17 protein-coding genes, 1 other RNA gene and 1 riboswitch are annotated in these 16,908 nt (G+C 37.1%); of the genes, 5 read left to right on the top strand and 13 right to left on the bottom strand.

The features are described 5' to 3' along the window. Positions 1 to 5 precede the first annotated feature (5 nt). A complete protein-coding gene (gene tpiA, locus FT993_RS00575; protein WP_147860598.1) occupies positions 6 to 755 on the top strand; it encodes a triose-phosphate isomerase in 750 nt (249 codons plus the stop codon). Between the two features lie 107 nt (positions 756 to 862). On the opposite strand, the gene FT993_RS00570 is transcribed toward tpiA, so the two are convergent. Beyond that, positions 863 to 1,624 (bottom strand): S24 family peptidase, encoded by a 762-nt coding sequence (locus FT993_RS00570; RefSeq protein ID WP_147860597.1) that lies wholly within the window; start codon positions 1,622 to 1,624, stop codon positions 863 to 865. 99 nt (positions 1,625 to 1,723) lie between these two features. On the opposite strand from FT993_RS00570, the gene FT993_RS00565 reads away from it, so the two are divergent. Both FT993_RS00565 and FT993_RS00560 read left to right on the top strand, forming a co-directional pair. Next, positions 1,724 to 2,986, top strand: coding sequence for a putative DNA modification/repair radical SAM protein (locus tag FT993_RS00565; RefSeq protein ID WP_147860596.1), 1,263 nt, complete (start codon positions 1,724 to 1,726; stop codon positions 2,984 to 2,986). A 1-nt stretch (position 2,987) separates the two neighbouring features. Next, positions 2,988 to 3,758 carry a TIGR03915 family putative DNA repair protein gene (locus tag FT993_RS00560; protein ID WP_147860595.1) on the top strand — a complete coding sequence of 257 codons (771 nt, stop codon included), beginning with the start codon at positions 2,988 to 2,990 and terminating at the stop codon, positions 3,756 to 3,758. Here FT993_RS00560 and FT993_RS00555 read toward each other — a convergent pair. The 11 genes from FT993_RS00555 to FT993_RS00510 form a co-directional block, all read right to left on the bottom strand. After that, positions 3,755 to 4,459: a ZIP family metal transporter gene (locus FT993_RS00555; RefSeq protein ID WP_147860594.1), complete on the bottom strand. Its 705-nt coding sequence runs from the start codon at positions 4,457 to 4,459 to the stop codon at positions 3,755 to 3,757. The genes FT993_RS00560 and FT993_RS00555 overlap by 4 nt on opposite strands. A 57-nt stretch (positions 4,460 to 4,516) precedes the next feature. Next, positions 4,517 to 4,792, bottom strand: coding sequence for an ATP-dependent Clp protease adaptor ClpS (locus tag FT993_RS00550; protein WP_147860709.1), 276 nt, complete (start codon positions 4,790 to 4,792; stop codon positions 4,517 to 4,519). A gap of 49 nt (positions 4,793 to 4,841) precedes the next feature. After that, positions 4,842 to 5,678, bottom strand: a complete 837-nt coding sequence (gene prmA / locus FT993_RS00545) for a 50S ribosomal protein L11 methyltransferase (protein WP_147860593.1) — start codon at positions 5,676 to 5,678, stop codon at positions 4,842 to 4,844. Between the two features lie 64 nt (positions 5,679 to 5,742). Further along, positions 5,743 to 7,698, bottom strand: a complete 1,956-nt coding sequence (locus FT993_RS00540) for a tetratricopeptide repeat protein (RefSeq protein WP_187240724.1) — start codon at positions 7,696 to 7,698, stop codon at positions 5,743 to 5,745. Positions 7,699 to 7,849: 151 nt separating this feature from the next. Further along, entirely contained in the window at positions 7,850 to 8,566 is a 717-nt protein-coding gene (locus FT993_RS00535) for a LytTR family DNA-binding domain-containing protein (RefSeq protein WP_147860591.1), read from the bottom strand. 148 nt (positions 8,567 to 8,714) lie between these two features. Next, positions 8,715 to 10,250 carry a cryptochrome/photolyase family protein gene (locus tag FT993_RS00530; RefSeq protein WP_147860590.1) on the bottom strand — a complete coding sequence of 512 codons (1,536 nt, stop codon included), beginning with the start codon at positions 10,248 to 10,250 and terminating at the stop codon, positions 8,715 to 8,717. Continuing rightward, entirely contained in the window at positions 10,247 to 11,563 is a 1,317-nt protein-coding gene (locus tag FT993_RS00525) for a DASH family cryptochrome (protein ID WP_147860589.1), read from the bottom strand. The genes FT993_RS00530 and FT993_RS00525 overlap by 4 nt, the downstream gene beginning before the upstream one ends. Further along, complete coding sequence (locus FT993_RS00520; protein WP_147860588.1) at positions 11,533 to 11,673, bottom strand: DUF2256 domain-containing protein; 141 nt, start codon at positions 11,671 to 11,673, stop codon at positions 11,533 to 11,535. The genes FT993_RS00525 and FT993_RS00520 overlap by 31 nt, the downstream gene beginning before the upstream one ends. Further along, a complete protein-coding gene (locus FT993_RS00515; RefSeq protein WP_147860587.1) occupies positions 11,666 to 12,298 on the bottom strand; it encodes a flavin reductase family protein in 633 nt (210 codons plus the stop codon). The genes FT993_RS00520 and FT993_RS00515 overlap by 8 nt, the downstream gene beginning before the upstream one ends. A gap of 103 nt (positions 12,299 to 12,401) precedes the next feature. Then, positions 12,402 to 12,539, bottom strand: coding sequence for a hypothetical protein (locus FT993_RS12245; protein WP_187240723.1), 138 nt, complete (start codon positions 12,537 to 12,539; stop codon positions 12,402 to 12,404). 117 nt (positions 12,540 to 12,656) lie between these two features. After that, on the bottom strand, positions 12,657 to 14,108 hold the full coding sequence (locus FT993_RS00510; protein ID WP_147860586.1) for a sodium:solute symporter: 1,452 nt from the start codon (positions 14,106 to 14,108) through the stop codon (positions 12,657 to 12,659). Between the two features lie 170 nt (positions 14,109 to 14,278). Beyond that, positions 14,279 to 14,384: riboswitch (TPP riboswitch) on the top strand. A gap of 51 nt (positions 14,385 to 14,435) precedes the next feature. Here FT993_RS00510 and pnuC point away from each other — a divergent pair. After that, a complete protein-coding gene (gene pnuC / locus FT993_RS00505) occupies positions 14,436 to 15,047 on the top strand; it encodes a nicotinamide riboside transporter PnuC (protein ID WP_147860585.1) in 612 nt (203 codons plus the stop codon). Then, a complete protein-coding gene (locus FT993_RS00500) occupies positions 15,007 to 16,035 on the top strand; it encodes an acyl-CoA dehydrogenase (RefSeq protein ID WP_255504370.1) in 1,029 nt (342 codons plus the stop codon). The genes pnuC and FT993_RS00500 overlap by 41 nt, the downstream gene beginning before the upstream one ends. Before the next feature lie 228 nt (positions 16,036 to 16,263). Here the strand turns inward: FT993_RS00500 and ssrA are convergent. Further along, positions 16,264 to 16,663, bottom strand: a transfer-messenger RNA (tmRNA) gene (gene ssrA / locus FT993_RS00495). Between the last annotated feature and the right edge of the window lie 245 nt (positions 16,664 to 16,908).

The following is a 16,908-nucleotide window of genomic DNA, read 5'->3' as shown; positions in this document are numbered from 1 at the left end:
AAATTATGCGAGATAAAATTGTTGCAGGAAACTGGAAGATGAATAACAACCTGCCCGAATCAATAACTTTGTTAGAGGCTTTAAAACAGAATGAAATGCATTCAGAAGTTAAAGTGATGGTTGCACCTAGCTTCCCTTTGTTATTTCCAGTCAAAGAAATGCTAAAAGATTCTGCTATTGAAGTAATTGCACAAAACTGTAATGCGCATAAGCAGGGAGCGCATACGGGAGAGGTTGCTGCGTCCATGTTAACCAGTATTGGAGTAAGAACTGTGATTATAGGGCATTCTGAACGCAGACATCTGTATAATGAAAGCGATGATTTATTGGCTGATAAAGTTAATACTGCTCTAGAAGAATCGATGCAAATAATTTTTTGTGTGGGAGAGGAGCTAGAGGATAGAAAAGCCAATCGTCAAAATGAAACCATTAAAAGCCAACTTAAAAATAGTCTTTTTCACCTAAGCGCAGAGCAAATGAAGAAGGTTATAATTGCCTATGAACCGGTTTGGGCAATTGGAACTGGTGAAACGGCTACTCCCGAACAGGCCCAAGAAATGCATCAATATATCAGGCAACAGATTTCTGAGCGCTTTGACGCTGATTTATCTGAAAATACCTCTATTTTATATGGAGGAAGTGTAAAGCCTAACAACGCCAAAGAACTTTTTTCAAAACCCGATGTAGATGGCGGATTGATAGGTGGTGCATCGCTTAAAGCGGATGATTTTACAGCTATTATAAATGCTTTTTAATAATCAGAAAGGGTAAAACTGTTTATCTTTAATAGACTTTTCAAATAGACTAAAGTCAAGTGATCCAATTAATAGGAGACTTAAACCCGGTGAAATACCGGGTTTTTCTACTTATTTAAATTATTGATTTTGCTTTTTAGTTCTTGCATAGAAGCCTGTAATTCCCGCAAAATGCCATTATCAGAGTTGGCATCCAAATTAAACGTTAGTTTAGAATTGACCTGCCATAATTCCTGAATTTCAGCAACATTAACTTCAAAGGCTGGGTACTCATCGTTAAAAGAAATTAATCGAATACGGCTAGGATCGGCTAACTTATGCAATTTTTTTACCACCACGCTATCATACATCACCACCACATATACACGATGATCATTTGCATCACTTAAGCTGGGAACAGCCTTGGCTAACACCCACTCATCTGGTCTAAAATTGGGCAGCATACTATCTCCTTCTATTTGAAACCCTCTATAAGTTGCATTTCTAAATTGAGGAAGCGGCATATCAAAAGCGGGCAATTGCCGGTACCAATCAACATCTTGAACATTATGAGGGTAACCTGCAGCAGCTTTTTGATTTACCATTACAATGTTTTCATTTTCTTCAGAATTAAGGCTAATTACCTTAGGCATGGTATCTACTCGGTGCAGAGGCAAACGCTTTTGATTGCTTTCACCAAACAACCATAGTGGGTTTATACTAAACTGCTTGAGTAGCTCCATTACTACACTTCCGCTAAGTTTAGTTCGACCGCGTTCAATATCGGCCGTTGAGGTTTTAACACCTAAAAGAGAAGCAAACTCGGCTTGAGTTGCACCTTGCTCTTCTCTAATTTCTTTAAATCGACGTATTTCTATTGATAATTCCATATCCAAATATACATCATTTGACGGATATTTTCCAAAACTTATTCGGTTTATTTCCGTTTAAACGGATTTAATCCGTAAATTTGTATAAAATCCATATAAATGAATTTTGATAGAATCAAAGAAAAACTTAATATACTAGCCGATGCAGCTAAATATGATGTTTCTTGTTCAAGTAGTGGCAGCAAGCGAACCAACAATAAAAAGGGTTTAGGCGATTCAAGTGGCATGGGCATTTGCCATACCTACACGGCCGATGGTCGATGCGTTTCATTGTTAAAGATTTTGCTTACCAATCATTGTATTTTTGACTGTGCTTATTGTGTAACGCGAAAAAGTAATGACATTAAGCGGGCCGCTTTTAAAGTGCAAGAAGTAGTCGATTTAACAATTAATTTCTATAGGCGCAATTATATTGAAGGGCTTTTTTTAAGTTCAGGTATTTTTAAAAATGCGGATTATACGATGGAGCGCCTTATCTTGGTTGCCAAAAAATTGCGGTTAGAAGAAAATTTCAACGGCTATATTCACTTAAAGTCTATACCTGGGGCGAGTGATGATTTGATGTATGAAGCCGGTTTATATGCCGATAGACTTTCGGTTAATATCGAGATTCCTACACAAAACGGTTTAAAATTACTGGCTCCCGAAAAAAACCGCGAAGATTTTTTAAAGCCGATGAAAAAGGTGCGTAATGAGATTGTAAAGTATAAATCTGAAAAAAAACTGATTAAAAGTACGCCGGTGTATGCGCCAGCGGGGCAAAGTACTCAAATGATTGTAGGCGCTACCAATGAGACCGATGCCCAAATTATGTATACGGCTGCTCATCTTTATAAAAAGTATAATATGAAAAGGGTGTATTACTCGGGGTACGTTCCTATTTCTTATGATTCTCGACTTCCCGCCATTGGTACAGAGGTGCCTATGCTTAGAGAAAACCGACTTTATCAAACCGATTGGTTGCTAAGATTTTACGGCTTTTCAATCGATGAGTTATTAAATCAGAATCATCCTAACTTAGATAGTGATATAGACCCAAAATTAAGTTGGGCCTTACGAAATTTACATCTTTTCCCTGTAGATATAAACAAAGCCGATAAAAAACAACTCGCGCGCATACCTGGTGTGGGACTAAAATCTGTTTACAAGATTCTGCAAGCCAGAAAGTACCGGAAACTAGGCTGGCATCACCTAAAGAAAATGGGTATTGCTTTGAATAGAGCGCAATATTTTATGATATGCGATTCTCGTGATTTTCTAAAGGCCGATATGAGTGCGCAACAAATAAAATCAAATATACTTACTCAAGGAAAAAGCAAATACAAGCCATTGTTTAATTCACAATTAAATTTATTTGAATAAAATGAAAATCGTGCTATTTGATCATAGTTTTGAAGGTTTGTTATCTGCCATTTTTGAGGTGTTTCATTTAAGATTGAAAGATGTAAAACTGGTAGGGAAAAACAACCATGCTGCATCTTTTTTTGATGAAGAAATCTGGGTAAACACAGATCAAGTTAAAGCCGCCCGTGTGGCAAAGGGAATTATTAAATATGGGGGTAAAAGCGACCTCACTTGGTTATACCGATGCTTTTTGAGCGAGTTGGCTGAGGTTCCGCAGTTAATATTTGATTATTTACGTCAATTGATGGTTGATAAGCATAGTGGTAAAAATGACTTTAGTAGAGATGCAGTAATACAATTGCAAAAGATTAATAAAATGATTGGGAGAGAAAAGCATCGTATGGATGCTTTTGTGCGTTTCGAAAAAACGGCAAACGGTCTGTATTTTGCGCGTATAGCTCCAGATTTTAATGTATTGCCCCTAAATGCCAAGCATTTTAAAAACCGTTATGCCGATCAACACTGGTGTATATATGATGTAAAACGAGATTACGGTTTGTTGTACGATTTAGAATCCATAAGGCAAGTGCACTTGCCATCGGTAAATACTTTATTACATAGTACGCCAGCAAATTTGTTGGCTGAGGATGAAGTAGCTTATAAAAAATTATGGAAAAATTATTTTGAACATACCAATATTCAAGAACGCGCCAATAAAAAACTGCATACTCAACACGTTCCTAAAAGATATTGGAAATACTTAAGTGAGAAATATATTTTGGATTATTAAATTACTTTCTCGCCAATCATACCAATGCAAAACCCTAATATTGCTCCTAGCGTGGGGAGGTAAGTGTTTTTTAATTTATTTTCAGGAATGAGATCTTGTACGAGAAGATATAAAATTCCGCCACTTGCGAAAGTCATCAAATAAGCTGTTAAGTCAGGGTAATCACTCAAGAAATAATGACCTACTAAGGCACCGCCTATTCCAAAAAAGCTTAAAAAGAAGAAAAGTAGCAGGGTTTTACGGATACTAAAACCACTTTGGGTTAAGTCTCTAAAAGCATTAAAGGCTTCGGGTAAGTTTTGTAAACCAATAAAGACGGCAAGTAATTTGGCCATTTGAGACTGTGATGCAAACACGGCTCCCAGAGCAATGGATTCTGGTATAAAATCCATAAGCATTGCCAGTAAGGTGGCGGTTTGATCACCTTTTTTACTCAAATACCAATCGATTATTAAAAAACCGAGCGCCCCAAATAAGAAAGTCAAAACCAGCGGCCATACCGCTAACTTCTCAAGGCCATTAGGTATTAAAACTAAAGCTACTGCCGATAGGATAATTCCTGAACCAAAGGCCATAAAACTATGGCTTAACTCGTATTTTATAGGGGTTTCTTTAAGGTGATGATTAAAAAAATAGGCTAGAAGTCCGCCAATAAAAACACTTACCCCAGCTAGAAACGAAAAGAGTAATAATTTTTCCATAGGTAGGTTTTTAACGTTAAATAAAAAAACCAAACCGGCTGTTAAGGCTATTTTAAATTATTGGATTTCGGCACTTATTCCCGCTTCTAGTAAAGCAGTACAACGTGGTTTTAAATCTTCATAATCTCCCGTTTTTACGGCACATTTCCCTTTGTAATGTATAATAAGCGTGCATTGCTCGGCTTGTAGGGCATCGTGATCACAACTCTTCATTAGCATTTCAATAACATGGTCAAAAGTGTTGACATCATCATTAAAAACAATAATTTGGTTCTGTTCTTCTTCTGCGATTTCTGTCGCTCTCTTTTCTAGTACTTCCTCCTGAACACTCATAGTTGTTAAACTTGTTTCTTTCAAAAATAAATATTTTTGAATGTAAATTTTAATTTTTAACAAATTTTGCCCCCACCCAATTATCTTTTATGTGGTGGTTTACATATTGCAGTCCCAATTGATTGCATTTTTCTTTTATGAGACCTAAATCTTCTTCGTAAAAGCCGCTTAATAAAATTATACCCTCTTGTTGCAATACCTTTTCGTAAATGGGTAGATCTTGAAGAAGAATATTGCGGTTGATATTGGCGATGATTAAATCGAATTTTTTAGGGCCAAGCAGTGATGCGTCGCCTTCAAAAACTTTAATTGCAGGGTAGTTATTGCGAACTACATTTTCTTGTGTATTTAAAAAGCACCAATGGTCTATGTCTATAGCGGTTATATCTGTAGCACCTCGCATACCGGCCAAAATGGCAAGAATACCCGTGCCACAGCCCATATCTAAAACCGTTTTATCGGTGCAATCTAGTTGCAACAAGTGTTGTACCATCATATGGGTGGTGGCGTGATGCCCAGTACCAAAAGACATTTTAGGTTCAATAATAATATCATAAGTCGTCTCTTGCTTGGCGTGAAAAGGTGCTCTTATTTGGCAGATATCATCCACTAAAATAGGTTGGAAATTTCGTTCCCATTCCTCATTCCAATTTACCTGTTCAATTTCCTTAACTTCATAATCTATTTTAAAATCAGGATTTTGAAAAACGTATAATTCTTCAACCTCTTTTGGCTGATGTAGAGATTTCTCTATATAGGCCTCTAATCCCGTTTCGGTTTCAACAAAACTATCAAAACCTAATTCGTTAAGCTGGGCAATCAAGATTTCGGCAAGCGGTTGGACGGGTTCTAATTGAAAGAAATATCCTATATAAGTTGGAGTCATGGTTTACATTATTTGATGCAAAAGTAAGTAAGATTTTTAGTAGCTGAGAGACTTCGTTTAAATTTTATTCCGCGAAAGCGATATTCATTTCAGTTCTCTTTTGCGGATAAATGTTTAAAATAACTTGGGTGCCCTGCGGAGCTTGATATTCATCTTTCAAATCGACTATTCTATAGGTAATTTCCCCTTGAAAGGATTTATTATATAATTCTATTCGTTCTTTGATGATAGAAACGCCCATACTTTTGTGTTTTTTCTGTGAACTGGGTTTGGGTTGACGACCTACTCCGTTATCGGTGATGCTTATGCTGGTTTTTGTTGTGTTGTGATTGATAACGATACTTATTTTTTTCTTTTTTTTGTCACTGAGCATTAAGCCATGCCAAATAGCATTTTCTAAAAAAGGCTGTAACAAAAGTGGTGGAATCTTAACTTCTTGAATTTCAGTATTATTAGCACCAACAAACTGGATTTCCAAGTCTTGTTCGAAGCGATTTTCTTCTAGTTGTAGGTAGTAGTTGGCCAGTTTAAGTTCTTCGGATAATGAAATAACGTGTTGTTTTGAAGTTTCGAGAACCATACGAGTATACCTGCTGAATAATTTTAGGTACTTAATTGCTTTTTCATTTTGCTTGATTTGAATCAAGTAGGTGATAGCGTTTAAACTATTGAATAAAAAATGCGGATTTATCCTTAATCGGGTAACTAGTATTTCGGCTCGAGCTAAATTACGTTCGTAAATTGCATTTAGTTTTTCTTTCTCTTCTTGATTAATTCTGGCATTGGTTGCTTTTCTTTCTTTGTAATTACGGGATTGTAAATACAAAATAATAAGGATTAAAAGCAGACTAACCCCTAGAAAAAAACTGATGAGATTACGCTTAGCAAGCAATTCATTTTGATTAGCTAGTTTAACAGCTTGCAGGGCTTTATCTTTTTTTAATAGCGCAATTTCATTTTCCTTTTTAGCCAAGTTATACTGTTTGGTCAGGGCATCTATTTTAACATTTTGCTCATGTATTTTTAAACTATCTGCGTAAGCTTGCGCCCATTTATAGTGTTTCAAGGCATCGGCAAATTGGTTTTGTTCTTCGTGCAATTGCGCCAATAGCTCATAATTACCTTGCAAAACAGCCGTTTGCTTGTTTGTCGTGGCCAATTTTTGCGATTGTTGTATATAATTACTGGCTTGGGTGTAATTTTTTTTATTTAAAAAAGTATGCCCTAATTGATGCAGTACTTCTGCTTCTTTATGACGGTTTTCAAGTTGAACATAACCCGCAAGGGCTTTTTTATAGTAAATAACAGCTTGAGTAAGATTTTTACTTTCCTCAAGATAGGTTAGACCCAAATACTCATAAGCGATTGCCAAGCCAAAAACGCTGTTCATTTCTTGATTGATACGCAATAAGCGGTTAAGGTAAGATTTGGCTAAAACATAATTTTTAGTTTCGATATGATAATCAGCAATCGATAAATAGTTCATGGCTGTACCCAGCTTATTACCGCGTTGTTGTTCTGCTTTTAAAGAACGGTTAAAGTAAGCCAAAGATTCTTTTTGTTTTCCCGGGATTTGACTTAAAGCATTGCCAATCCCATTACTAGCAATGGCTATATTTCTTAAGTCTTCTTCCTCCTCGGCCAGTTGCAGGGCTTTCATATAAAAATCTACTGCTGTAGCATATTTCTGGTCGTACCGACTAGCTACTCCTGCATTGTTGGCAAAAATCATTTTGTAAAGTTTGTCAACTGATTTATTTTCAATCCACTCAAAAGCGCGTTGATGGTAAGCAAAAGCGGTAGAATAATTTTTATGGTAGCGGTAAAGCAAGCCTAAATTGTCATTTGCTCGAGCCATCAAAAGGGTGTCGTTTAGTTTTTCTGCTAAAAGTATAGCTTGCCGTGCCAAGGCAAATTCTAAACTGTCTTGTTGCTTTTTTTTATGCAATTCACGTGAACGATTTATAAGAGCGAGTACCTGGGTGCTGTCTGGTGATCGAACAAAAAGCTCTGTATCCAAATTTTGGGCTCGACCAATACTAAAACTCACCAAAATATTCATCCATAGAAAGCATAATAGCTTAAGGTTTAGAGCCTTTGCGAATTTTAATAAAGTTTGGAGAGCTGTTGATGACAAAATAACTTATATTAAATTACAAACAAACCACTGCCTATACCCGACCGAGAAAATCAGCTTTTTTATTGCGTGAGACTGGAATTTTTATGTTGTTCTTAAGCACGATATAAGCCTCGGCTTTTACAAACTCACATACTTGATCTAAATTTACCAAGTAGCTGTTATGCACCCTAAAAAAATGATTGTCGGGTAGAAGGCATTGTATGTCTTTTAGCTTTTTTGATAAAAACAATTCATTACCGTCGCATAAATAAATGCGACAATAATTACCGTCACTTTTACAATAGGCAATTTGCTGTGGTTCAATAAAAACTAATTTTCCATCGACGGGAATGGCAACCCTTTTTTGATTGTTTAGACGTTCTTCTAAAATATCACTGGGATTTTTCTTTTCTTTATTATACTTTAACCGATTGATGGTAGAAACCAGATCATCTGTATCAATAGGCTTTAGCAGGTAATCAAAAGCACTTTCTTTAATGGCCTTTATGGCATATTGACTATAAGCCGTTACGAAAACTACCGCAAACTGACGGCTTTGAAATTTGCTGATAAACTCTAAACCATTCATCTGAGGCATCTCTACATCGATGAATAAGCAATCTGGAGTATGATTTTTTAGATACAAGAGTGCCTCGTTAGGATTGGTGAAAGTCTTTAATATATTTACCCCTTGGCAATAATTTTCAATTTCCCACTCCAGACTTTTTACGGCTTTAAGCTCGTCATCCAATAATACAATTTCTAACATTTTGTTGGTTGTTTACTCTATCTAATTTACGAAAAAATTGAATTAAATAGTGGTATATTGTATAGTTTGGATTAAAAACCGTATATCTGGTTAAAATACCTTGATTGTTTTCAAGATGTTCATTTTCAAGTACCTTGGTGAGTTTAGTTTAAAAGTCATCTGGTTTATTTATTATTTTCTGAGCGCGTTCTTGATGAGCGGCTAAGGTAGATTTATCCATTTTATTAAGCATACTCATCATCATACTCATACGTTGGTTGTCTTTTAATTTTTCGCGATGAGTAGCTAGAAAATTCCAATAAAGTGCATTAAATGGACATGCGCTTTCTCCGGTTTTCTCCTTTACCTTATAGTGGCAGTCTTGACAATAATTGCTCATTTTATTGATGTAACTACCGCTTGAAATATAGGGTTTTGTGGCTACAATGCCACCATCGGCAAACTGACTCATACCGCGAGTATTTGGCATTTCTACCCACTCAATTGCATCTATATATATGCCTAGATACCAAGCATCAACCTCATTGGGGTGCACACCAATAAGCAGGGCAAAATTACCCGTAACCATAAGCCGTTGAATGTGGTGCGCATAGGCAAGTTCTAGACTTTGCGAAATGGCGTGGCTAAGACAATTCATTTTGGTTTTACCGGTCCAATAAAAATCGGGGAGTTGGTTTTGGTGGTCCAGTTTATTACTGCGGCGGTATCCTGGCATTTCCTTCCAATAAATTCCGCGCATATATTCGCGCCAACCCAAAATCTGACGTATGAATCCCTCTACTTGAGAAATATTAATATCGTTCTTGGCATCGTAGTAAGTGTCTAGAACTTTATCGATAACCTCTTTAGGGGATAGCATTTTGGTGTTTAAGGCAAAAGAGAGTCTAGAATGAAAAAGGTAGTTTTCTTTCGTATGCATAGCATCTTGAAAATCGCCAAAGTGCACTAAGAGCTCGTCGCAGAAATACCGCAAAACTTTTAAGCTGTCTTCACGCGAAGTGGGCCAATTAAATTGTGTTTTGTTTATCTCTCCTATACTTTTTACATCGGTTTTAGTTAGCGCATCAACAATATCGGCTACGTCTTTTCTAAATCCTTTTTCGTGCGGAATCGTTGGAGAGCCTTTCCACTTTTTCCGATTACTTTTATCAAAATTCCATTTGCCGCCCTCTGGGTTATTTTCGTTTTGCATTAAAATACCGTGCTTCTTTCGCATAGCACGATAAAAATACTCCATTATCAATTCTTTCTTGCCTTCAAAAAAATCGGCTAAATCATAGCGTTGGGTAAAAAAATGTTCGGTATCATAGCTTTTGGTTTTTATCTTTAACTCATCGGTAAATTTTTTTAGTTGCTCATCCAATCTATATTCATCTGGTAAGAGGTACTCAAAGCATTCAACGTCATGTTCATCTATTAAAGCTTTAAGGTTGGCATTTAAATCTTGCTTGTTCTTTTTATCGGTCAGTGTATAGTACACTAGCTTATGACCACGCTCTTTTAAATGCTGAGAGAAGTTTCGCATTGCAGCAAAAAAGCCTACAATTTTTTGAATGTGATGTTTAACATAATCGGTTTCTTGCCTCATTTCGGCCATAAAATAAAGCACATTATCATCGGTAGTAGAGAACCAAGAATGTTTATAATTCAATTGGTCACCCAAAATTAAGCGTAGCGTTTTCATGAAAATAGTTTGTTTTGTAGCCAAGTCTGTTGGTATTTACCAGAAGCATCGTATCGGTTGGCTTGACTTTTAATATTAAATTTACGATCTCGAGGGTCATTGCCTACACCACTGTTGTACATCCAATTGCCCCAATTGCTGTGCACATCATAATCTATTAGCATACTCTCTAAGTAGGCGGCGCCTTTTCGCCAATCTTGTTTTAATTCCTTTGCCCAATAACTGTTGATGTTTTGTCTTCCTCTGTTGCTCATAAATCCGGTTTGAGCTAATTCAATCATATTAGCATTGACAAACGGTTCGGCTGTTTTACCTTGTCGCCATTGTTCAAATACCTGTGGGTTATTATGCCAGGTTAGTTTTTCTTTACGGATTCCTGATTGCTTAAAAATAGAATTACCGTGCTTGAGTGAAATGTATTTGAAGAAGTCTCGCCATAGCAACTCAAAAATTAACCAATACGTGCTTTCGTTTTTTATGATTTCCTCTTCATATTTTTTGACTTCCCAATAAATTTGCCTAGCCGATATACAACCGTTAGCCAGCCAAGCCGATAGTTTTGAGCTGTAATCTGCACCCAATAGTCCATTTCTCGTTTTTTTATAAACGCTCAACTTTTGGGTTTTCCACAAATAATCCTGTATTCTTTTAGAGGCCTCTTGTTCTCCTCCCTTAAAGGGGAAAGCGGTGCGAGAATCGGGTTTAAAAGAATTCAGCCCTAGCTCCTCCAATGTTGGTATAGCTTCTGAATGTTCACTAAGTGCTTGATGGTAGTTTTTTTGCGGTAGCGGTAGGCAAGCTCTTACCTTGGCTTCTTTTTCTACTTTTTTTCTAAATGCCGTAAAGACTTCGGGTATTTGATTAAAACTAAAGGGGATGTCTTTAGGGTGATATAGCATTTGGTCAAAAAAAGTTTGCGTTTTCAACAAACTGCATCGACTTTTAATTTTACTATAAACCAAAAACTCTTCTACTGTCCATTCTTTTTGAGAATAGAGGTTGGTAATATTAAATTGTTCGACCAATTCGGGTATTTTATCCTCGGGTTGCGCCTTAAAAACTAATAAGTCTATGCCTAATTTAGTCTTTAAATTCTGTTTTAACTGCTTTACACTCTCTATAAGAAATTGCGCTCTAAACTTCTCTGTTTTTTTAAAACCATAGGAGGTGGTAGCATAATGGCGCGGATCAAAGCAATAAACCGCATATACTTGTGGGTGTTTTTTGCAAGCGGTGTATAAGCTTTTTTGATCTGCAATGCGCAGGTCGTTTCTAAACCAAACTAGTGCGCTGTCTTTTTGTTTTGTCTGCATCTTTGGCTACAATATTTTACATGTTCCCAATCGCGTTGCCATTTTTTACGCCAAGTGAATGGACGCTGGCAAGTCACGCAAATCTTTACAGGAAGATGTTTCTTATTCATAAATACTTTTTGTGGGTACATTAGGTTTGGCGTAGGCCAGACGATCTAAAAGTTGAGGTAAGGCATAGGCATCTAAACCATTTATACACACCGTATCTTGTTGGGCTAATCCTAAAAAACCATCTTCTGCTGGCGAGGTTTCGCTATAAACGCCTAAAATCTCTCCTACAATTAATCGGCATTTATTCTCTTCTATAAAGTAATGATTTTTCATTTTACAAGCTATTTGTACCGGTGCTTCTGCTACAAATGGAGCTTCAAAATCGTTTTTATAGACAGGTGTAAGACCACTTTTCTCAAATTCTGATACCTCACCACTATAGCGGGCTGAGGTATGATGAGCTTGTTGATATATCGATTTGTTCACGTGATTTACACTAAAAACACCAGTGCTGTTAAGATTATCCCAAGTGTTGCGAATTGCAGAAGTAGGGCGTAAGATAAATCCTAGTAAAGGCGGATGACTTCCTAAATGAATTACAGAGCTGAAAATAGCGAGATTTTCAATTCCATCTTGCGATCGTGTACCAATCAGATTGGCCGATTTATATCCACTCAAGCTATTGATAAAATTAGCACGGTAGCGTTGGTCCATAGCCTTGATTTGTGCTCGTGAAAAATACATATGTTTAATAATTTTATTGTTACGTTAAACAAAAATAAACTTTTAGCAAAAAAAAGACAGCTAAAACAACTGCCCTTTTCCAACAACTAAACTTAAAATTAAACTACTTTTTGTCTTTTTGGTCTTTTATAGTTTCCTCATCAAAATCTACCTCATTGTTCTCTCGCTTTCGATTACCAAATGAATCTAACGGCTGATCTTGTTCTTTTCTTTTTCTATGTTTCTCTTCAATTCGTCCCATTTCTTTTTTCTTTAAAATTAGGCTTATTTTTGCAGAAAAATTTTAATTAAAAATTAAATTTTTGTTAATTAGGTTTAAATTTATTAAAATAAATCAATAAAGCATAATTTATTGCTTTTATCTTTTTAAAATATTTGCTTTACGGATGAAAGCCTTGTTTTGATTATAATCTGAAGAAGTACAATAACTTAAACTTACATACAAAATAAAAGCCCCGCCAATGCCTACTAGCGCTTGCTGTGTAGAAGCCACCTCCCAAGCCAGAGGTAAATCGGCCCCTAGGGCAATAGCAAAATGATAACTTGAGAATGCTAGACCGTACAGCATGGTATAAAAGGCGGCTTGGCTACTCCCCTTATACCATAAAAATCCCATAACTAATGGTACAAATGCGCCGCTGGTTAAGAAATCTGACCCTATCCAAGATACTTTTAAAACCGATTTTATTTTTAGTGCGATAAATAAGGCAATGGCAGCCATAAGTAAGGTAGCTACGCGCGAGACCAATATTTTCTCTTTATTGCTCGATTGGGGCTTCAGGTGGTTTTGATAAATATCTACACTTAGTGCCATAGCACCGGTATTGAGCAGTGAATCCATAGTCGACATAATGGCGGCACTCAAGCCTACAAAAATCATCGCGCTTAGCATAGGTTGCTCTATTTGCGCAACCATAGTGGGTACAATTCCGCTTGACGGTAAATCTTCATATAGTACACTGGCGAACATTCCGGTATAGGTTACCATGAGGTATAAAGGAATAAAGGCAATAAAACTGTACAGCATCATTCTTTTGGCGTCGCTACCAGTTTTGGCGGCCGAAATTCTTTGCCAAACGTTGGCTTGTATCATCCACGAGGTACCAAAGGTAATCACGTAGGCTAATTGGTCGGGAACTTTATAAAAAAAGGAGGTAAATCCGGTTTTTTGTTGAAGCAGCGCTTGTTGCTGTACCGCCTGCATTCCACCAGAAGCGGTGTACGTAAAATAAAATAGAAAAATTCCCGCCAATAAGAAAAAGACAAATTGGAGTAAATCGGTTACCACTACTCCTTTAAATCCGCCGAAGAGCGAATATAAAAGGACTATAGCTGTACCCAAAACGGCTCCGGTTTCATAACTAATGTTAAAGAAAGCCTCAAAAAATTTACCTATGACAATTACTTGAATAGCAGCGGCAATAAGCATAAAAAGCAGTATGAAAATACTGAGTAGAAATCCGGTCCTTCGGTCATAACGGGCTTGCATCAATTGTGGTTGCGACAAATGCCCTAAGTTTCTAATACCTTTAGAAAAAACATACATCAAGCCTGTTGCAAGTAAAACGGGTACTCCGTAAATCCAAAAAGAGTTGAGGCCGTTGGTGTGGGCGTGGTCTACCAAGTCTATTGCCGATCCGCCTCCCCACCAACTGGCAATGAAGGTCACTGCCAGTAACCACGCGGGTAATTTGCGCGAAGCCAGAAAGTAATCTTCGTTGTTTTTACTTTTGCTGTAGTAAATGCCAATACCAGCGATTAGTACCACATAAATCACTAAAAAGATTACACTTAGTTCATGACTGTCCATTGCGTTCATTTTGTGGCCGAAAGTACGAGAATATTTCTTTTTTTTGAATGCAACCTAACTTAAATATAGTTTAAGGCAGTAGACAATATTCTCTATTTTCACGCAAAGGGAGTAGGCTTAAACAAAATCAAATTTATAGGGTATTCGCATGATTATTTTGCTTACATTCGCACTAAGAAATGGGGTGCTTATTTCATAGGCTGAGAAGATACCCAGAGGTCATCCTCTAAACCTGATCTGGATAATGCCAGCGTAGGGATTTTAACGGGCTACTTTTGCAAATAAAAGTCTTGGTCTGCACTTGCCATTTCGTTAAACTGTAAAGAAATGGATTCGCTGTTTTACAATTTTACCCTTATTCAAATCTTAGGCACCTGCTTTGGCGTCACTCAAGTTTTACTGGCCAGGCAAAACTATATACATAATTACCTATTTGGTATTGTTTCTATACTGCTAAGTATCTGGATTCATTATCACTCCCAGTTGTATGCCGATATTGTTTTGAGTTTATATTACTTAGTAATGAGTATATACGGGTGGTTGTATTGGCAGTTTGGCAAAAAAAACAATCCGCCACCCATACAATATGCCAATCGTTTAGATTATATAAAAAGCTTTGGCATTGTGTTGTTTTGCTTTGGGGCGATGAGCTTCTGGTTAATCAATTACACCGATTCTGATGTACCTATTTGGGATGCAACCACCAGTGCTTTTGCTTGGGCAGGCATGTGGTTGATGGCAAAACGGAAAATGGAGAATTGGATTTTTCTAAACATCAGTAATATCATCACCATCCCTTTACTTATTTATAAAGAACTTTATATCTATGCCGCCCTCACCAGTTTTTTATTTGTGGTAGGGGTTTCAGGATATTTAAAGTGGAGAAAATTAATACAAGATGAAAACCAATCTACAGGGCATCAGCCAGCAACAACTTAAAGCCGCCTGTTTAAATGCGACAAGCTTCTCTAATGAAGTACTGCAATACTTGGCGCAAGAAAATTTATGGAATATCTGGGTACCTCAAGAATATGGCGGTCAAGCTTTATCTTTAACCCAAGGTTTAAAGAAGTTACAGGCAGTAGCAACAATAGATGGCAGCCTGGGATGGACGCTCACCTTGTGCAGTGGTGCCAATTTCTTTGTTGGCAATTTAGCACACGAGGCTGCAGCCGAAGTCTTTAAAGGTAAAGAAAACACCATATTAGGCGGAAGCGGCGGAGTATTTGGCGAAGCGCATCAAGAAGAAGGGCAATACCGTATTAATGGAACTTGGCATTACGCCACTGGTGCACCTTATCTTACGCATTTTACTTTAAATGCTCGAATTATGAATGCCGGGAAGCCAGTAAAAGATGACAACGGAAACGACTTAATAAAGAGTTTTGTTTTGCCCAAAGAAGCGGTGAAGATTATTCCTAACTGGTCGAGTATGGGTTTAAAGGCTACGGCTACACATTCTTTTCAGGTTTCAGATTATCGTGTGGCGCCAAGATTTAGTTTTGTTTATCACGAAGTAAAACATACGGCAGACTTGTACCAAATTCCTTTTTTGATCTTTGCCGATTTCACCTTATGGATCAACTATATTGGCATGGCGCAACATTTTTTAGCTTTAGCCAGTTTTAAAGAGGCTCAACCAGCTTGGCGAATTTTAAATACTAGGCTAAAAGAAGGCGAAAAACGCTTGTATGATTTAGCACTACAAACCGAAAGGCGTCTAGACAACTCAACATTTGGTTGGGAAGAATGGGTGGTGGAGGTACACCAAGCAGCCGTACAATCTGTGCAAGCCATCTCTCAGGCTATAATAGGTTTGTATCCGTTTTTAGGTATTTCGGCAAGTAAAGAAGGCACCGAGTTGAACCAAGTATTCAAAGATTACTTCACCGCAACGCAACATCATATTTTTACAAAGAAGCGCTAAAAAAGATCACTTGCCAACACGGGCGTTACCAAATTGAGAATAACATACAACTGTTAGAAAAAGCGCGGTAAGATTTTTTCTTTAGTAACGAAAAATAGAAAGAGCAAATAATCCGTTTTTATTTGCATTTTGAATAGGTCATCACAATTAATGGGTCACTTTATAGGGCACATATTAAAAATAAAAAAAACCGTAACTACAATATTTCAAAGTAGTTACGGTTTTATTAAGTGGAGTCGGGGAGACTCGAACTCCCGTCCAAACAAGCAATTCAATAGCTTTCTACACGCTTAGTTTTCACTTGGATTTTCGAGAAAAATCTGGCAGAAAACCGCCTAATCTTTCCTTAGCCTTTTCAATTTCGGTATTCCTTAAAGGCGTCAGAATACCTAAATTTACTTTATCGGTGCCTCAAATGCAAGTGCCGTAAATTAAGGCCCTCACGAGACATCTCGGCTCCCTGTCTTACAGGGACTAAGCTAATCTTACTATAATTCAGATTATGCAGCCAAGGCGTAATTATTTTCGCCGTTTAAAAAAGTCTGAAACATGAGATTTACGAGCTATATTCCGGCGCTCGACGTGCTTACTATTCAATTCGACTCGCTGTCAAAACCAAATCGACCCCAATAGTAGTACCATTATCTACAACAACTATTCCCTTTTTACCCTTGGCAGAAAAAACTTAGGCAACAAGCTTAATTCAAATTTCTGGGCGTTCCGCTTTTGATGCAAAAGCGGCGGGCTATCCGCTATATCTTTTAAAGCAAACCAGCTTTAAAAGTATGCCGCTGCTATCCCTAACGCAAAATAGTTTAAAAGAACAATATCTGTAATAGATAAGGCTGGCAAAGATACAATAAAATCATATAT

The sequence above is a fragment of the Mesonia sp. HuA40 genome (assembly GCF_008017835.1).
Classification (GTDB): domain Bacteria; phylum Bacteroidota; class Bacteroidia; order Flavobacteriales; family Flavobacteriaceae; genus Mesonia.
This window is presented reverse-complemented; position numbering and strand designations above follow the sequence as displayed.